The 4,271-nt window shown below is 74.0% G+C and carries 5 protein-coding genes; all 5 read right to left on the bottom strand.

The window, feature by feature from the left end; all coding sequences use genetic code 11:
* A partial coding sequence (locus tag IDM29_RS15305; protein ID WP_309232752.1) for a biotin/lipoyl-containing protein occupies positions 1-351 on the bottom strand: 351 nt, incomplete at its 3' end.
* A 22-nt stretch (positions 352-373) separates the two neighbouring features.
* Entirely contained in the window at positions 374-1,381 is a 1,008-nt protein-coding gene (locus IDM29_RS15300) for an alpha-ketoacid dehydrogenase subunit beta (RefSeq protein WP_182112473.1), read from the bottom strand.
* A complete protein-coding gene (gene pdhA, locus IDM29_RS15295) occupies positions 1,378-2,484 on the bottom strand; it encodes a pyruvate dehydrogenase (acetyl-transferring) E1 component subunit alpha (RefSeq protein ID WP_182114342.1) in 1,107 nt (368 codons plus the stop codon). The genes IDM29_RS15300 and pdhA overlap by 4 nt, the downstream gene beginning before the upstream one ends.
* A 178-nt stretch (positions 2,485-2,662) precedes the next feature.
* Positions 2,663-3,370, bottom strand: a complete 708-nt coding sequence (locus IDM29_RS15290; protein ID WP_182112474.1) for an AmiS/UreI family transporter — start codon at positions 3,368-3,370, stop codon at positions 2,663-2,665.
* Positions 3,370-4,113 (bottom strand): cysteine hydrolase, encoded by a 744-nt coding sequence (locus IDM29_RS15285; RefSeq protein WP_182112475.1) that lies wholly within the window; start codon positions 4,111-4,113, stop codon positions 3,370-3,372. The genes IDM29_RS15290 and IDM29_RS15285 overlap by 1 nt, the downstream gene beginning before the upstream one ends.
* Between the last annotated feature and the right edge of the window lie 158 nt (positions 4,114-4,271).

The raw sequence follows: 4,271 nt of genomic DNA, 5'->3' as shown, positions 1-4,271 counted from the left end.
CGCCCCGCTCGCGCCGTCGTCGGCGGCGGGCGGCTCGGGCGCGGCGTCCACCGCGCCGCCGGCGGCCGCGCCACCCTCGGACGCTCCGGGGTCGGGCGCCCCGTGCGGGTCGGTGTCGACGGTGATGATCGCCGTCCCGACCTCGACCGTCGTGCCGGGCTCGGCCAGCAGCGCGGTCACGACGCCGGCCCACGGACACGGCAGCTCGACCAGCGACTTCGCGGTCTCGATCTCCACGATCGGCTGGTTCACGACGACGGTGTCGCCGACGGCGACGTGCCAGGCCACGATCTCGGCCTCGGTCAGGCCCTCGCCGGCGTCGGGAAGGCGGAACTGCTCGTACGTCGGCACGGGGGCCCTCTCCTCGGTCGGGTCAGAACGCCAGCGCGCGGTCGACGGCGTCGAGGACGCGGTCGAGGCTCGGCAGGTACTCGTGCTCGAGCCGCGCGACCGGGTACGGCGCGTGGAACCCGCCCACCCGCAGCACCGGCGCCTCGAGGTGGAAGAAGCACTCCTCGGTGATGCGCGCCGCGACCTCGCCGCCGGTGCCGTACAGGACGGGCGCCTCGTGGACGACGACGCAGCGGCCGGTCCGGCGCACCGAGGCGGCGATCGTCGCGGTGTCCAGCGGGGAGATGGTGCGCAGGTCGACGACCTCGATGCTGGTGCCGTCGGCGGCGGCCGCCTGGGCGGCCCGCAGCGCGGTGGCGACGGTGGGACCGTGCGCGACGAGCGTGAGGTCGGTGCCCGGCCGGGCGATGCGCGCACGGTCCAGGCCGTCGCTCGTCGCCGTGCCGTAGGAGAAGCCGCGGTCGACGTCGCCCTTGTCCCAGTACCGGCCCTTCGGCTCGAAGAAGAGCACGGGGTCCGGCGAGGCGATGGCCTCCTGGATCATGGTGAACGCGTCCGCAGGGCTCGCGGGCGTCACCACGCGCAGGCCGGCGGTGTGCGCGAAGAGCACCTCGGGCGACTCGCTGTGGTGCTCGACCGCGCCGATGCCGCCGCCGTACGGCACGCGGATGACCACGGGCAGGGCGAGCCGGCCCCGCGAGCGGTAGCGCATCTTGGCGAGCTGCGTGGTGATCTGGTCGAACGCCGGGAAGATGAAGCCGTCGAACTGGATCTCGCACACGGGCCGGTACCCGCCCAGCGCGAGGCCGATCGCGGTGCCGACGATGCCGGACTCGGCGAGCGGCGTGTCCACCACCCGGTCCGGGCCGAAGTCCTTCTGCAGGCCGTCGGTGACGCGGAAGACGCCGCCGAGCCGGCCGATGTCCTCGCCCATGAGCAGGACCTTCGGGTCCTCCTCGAGCGCGGCGCGCAGGCCGAGGTTGATCGCCTTGGCGAGCGTGACCCGCTCGACCTCGGGGACGGCGCTCATCGGCGTGCCTCCGCTCCGGGAGCGGCCTCGAACGAGGCCTCGTACTGCTCGAACCAGGCACGCTCGGCGTCGACGACGGCGTGGGGACCCGCGTAGACGTGCTCGAAGAGGGTCGACGTCGGCGGCCGGTCCATCGCGCGGACCGCCGCGCGCAAGTGCTCGCCGAGCGCCTCGCCCTCCGCGTCCAGCGCGGCGACGAACGCGGCGTCGAGCTCGCCGAGCGCCTCGAGGTGCAGCCGCAGGCGGTCGATCGGGTCGCGCCGGCGCCACGCCTCCTCCTCGGCGGCGGAGCGGTAGCGCGTCGGGTCGTCCGACGTCGTGTGCGCGCCCATTCGGTAGGTGTAGGCCTCGATGAAGGTCGGCCCGTTGCCCGAGTGCGCGCGCTCGAGCGCCTCGGCGGTGACGGCGTAGCAGGCCAGGACGTCGTTGCCGTCGACCCGCACGCTCGGCACGCCGAAGCCCTTGCCGCGCTCGACCAGCGGCACGCGCGACTGGTTCTCGGTGGGCTCCGAGATCGCCCACTGGTTGTTCTGGCAGAACAGGACCAGCGGCGCGTTGTTCACGGCCGCGAAGACGAACGCCTCGTTGGTGTCGCCCTGGCTCGTGGCGCCGTCACCGAAGTACGTCACGACGGCGGCGTCGCGCGCGGGGTCGCCCGTGCCGACGGCGCCGTCGCGCTGCAGGGCCATCGCGTACCCGGTGGCGTGCAGCGTGTGCGAGCCGATGACCAGCGTGTAGAGGTGGAAGTTGTGCGCGCGGGTGTCCCAGCCGCCGTGGTCGACGCCGCGGAACTGCCGCAGGATGTCGACCAGGTCGAGGCCGCGCGTGTGGGCGACGCCGTGCTCGCGGTAGGACGGGAACACGTAGTCCTGCGGGGCCAGCGCGCGGCCCGAGCCGACCTGCGCGGCCTCCTGGCCGAGCGCCTGCGGGAAGAGGCCCAGCTCGCCCTGGCGCTGGAGCGCCGTGGACTCGGTGTCGAACCGGCGCACGAGGACCATGTCCCGGTACAGCCCGCGCAGCGCCTCGGCGTCCAGGTGCTCGATGCGGCGGTCGTACTCGGGGTGGGCGACCCGCTCCCCGGTCGGGGTGAGCAGCTGGATCATGTCGGGCTCGTTCACGCAGGGTCCTTCCGGTGACGGCCTGGGCTAACTTACGTCAGCGTAGGCTACGGAACCGTAGGTTTGGCCTGTCGGCCGCCGACAACGTCGGCGGGCCCGCCGTTGTGACGACTCTCCAACTCCGGGCGCCGCCGCGCACCCCGACACGCGGCGGCGCCCCTGCTCAGGCGGGGGTCGGCGAGGGGTCGAGCGCCTCCTGCCGCTCCGGCGTCGGCGCCGCGGTCGTCGGCGCGGAAGACGTCGGTGCGGAGGACGTCGGTGCCGACGTCGCCGGTGCCGGCCGCCGCGCCAGGGCGACGGAGGCCGCCGTCGCGAGCGCCAGGGCCGCGAGCGCCGCGACGCCCGCCGCGGGGCTCGTGCTCCACCTGCCCGCCATGATGAGCAGGGCCGGGACGGTGCAGGTCGGGATCCCCAGCAGCACGAGGAACCAGCCGGCGAACCGGCCGAGGTCCAGCGTGCCCACGTGCGTGCGGCCCAGGCCGAGCAGGAGGAAGAACAGGGTCCACATCACCGCCCACGTCGCCCAGATCACGGCGAACGCCGGATCCGTCGCGACGGTCGTCACGGCGTAGTACGTCGCGATCCCCGCCACGAAGATGCTGTACCAGCCGAAGCCCTGCGGCTCGATCCTGAAGACGGTCAGCAGCCCGAACCACAGGTACGTGATGCCGAACAGGTAGCTGGGCCACGTGGCCTGCAGCACCCCCGGCTCGGTGCCGTGCTGGACCAGCACGATCGTCGGGAGCAGGACCTGCGCGGTCCCGACGAAGAAGTTCAGCGGCGCGGCGCTGCGTGCGGGCACGACCCCGAGGGTCGACAGCCCGTTGACGAAGAGCACGACGCCGACGAGGAGCAGGCCGACGTCGCCCATCAGCGCGCCACCAGCCCGGCGAAGGTCTCCGAGGAGATCACCGGCGCGAAGAAGCTCGTGATGCGCTCGAACGCCGCCGCCTCCTGGTCCGGGCGCTGGGCACCGGTGGCGTCGCCGATGACGATCGGGAGCAGGCCGTGGTCCCGCGCGGCCCGCGCGTTGCCCTCGATGCACCAGTCGAGGTGGATGCCGGTGATGACGACGACCTCGACCCGCTTGCGCGCCAGCTCGAGCGGCAGGTCGGTGCCGACGAACGCGGTCTGCAACGCCTTCTCGGAGAGCTCGTTGTCGCCGGGCTCGACGAGCGCGCGCAGGTCCCCGACGAGCTCGTCGTCCCACGCGACCTGCTCGGGCGTCGCGTCGATCGCACCCGTCCAGGACGCGTACTGGGCGCGGTCGAAGTCGGACTGCGGGTAGCCGTCCCGGAAGACCGAGTAGCCGATCCAGTTGAACGAGACGAAGTTGGGCGCGCGGCGCGCGGCCCGCACGGCGCGAACCGTCGCGGGCAGGCTGCCGCGGAAGGCGTGCCCCTCGGCGTACTGGACGCCCCCGGGCTCGTAGAGCGAGTTGGACTGGCTCACGGACAGGAAGGCGGCGGGTCGGCTGAGGATCTCGCGCAGGTCCAGCCCGGCCCAGTGCGCGGGCAGCGGCGGGATCTGGTCGACGTTGGTCCCGGGGAAGTCGGCCGGGTCGAGCGGCACGGGCGCCAGCGGCGTGGTGCGGCGGGTGTCGAGAGCGGTCATGGTGTCTCCTCGGCGGCGCGTGAGGGCGGCGCTGGGTCGGGTCGAGCTGAGCTGGGCGGGGACGGTCCGAGCGGTGGTGGACCGGTCCGGCGGCGCGGCAACGCGGCCGGGTGCCCGCGCGCGGCGGTCGGCTGCGGCGGGCGGGATGCGCGCGGGCG

The sequence above is a fragment of the Actinotalea sp. JY-7885 genome, assembly GCF_014525465.1.
GTDB lineage: Bacteria > Actinomycetota > Actinomycetes > Actinomycetales > Cellulomonadaceae > Actinotalea.
This window is presented reverse-complemented; position numbering and strand designations above follow the sequence as displayed.

Coding starts and splice junctions, on each gene's coding strand:
- pdhA (WP_182114342.1), bottom strand. CDS start 2,484: ATGATCCAGCTGCTCACCCCGACCGGGGAGCGGGTCGCCCACCCCGAG.
- IDM29_RS15300 (WP_182112473.1), bottom strand. CDS start 1,381: ATGAGCGCCGTCCCCGAGGTCGAGCGGGTCACGCTCGCCAAGGCGATC.
- IDM29_RS15285 (WP_182112475.1), bottom strand. CDS start 4,113: ATGACCGCTCTCGACACCCGCCGCACCACGCCGCTGGCGCCCGTGCCG.
- IDM29_RS15290 (WP_182112474.1), bottom strand. CDS start 3,370: ATGGGCGACGTCGGCCTGCTCCTCGTCGGCGTCGTGCTCTTCGTCAAC.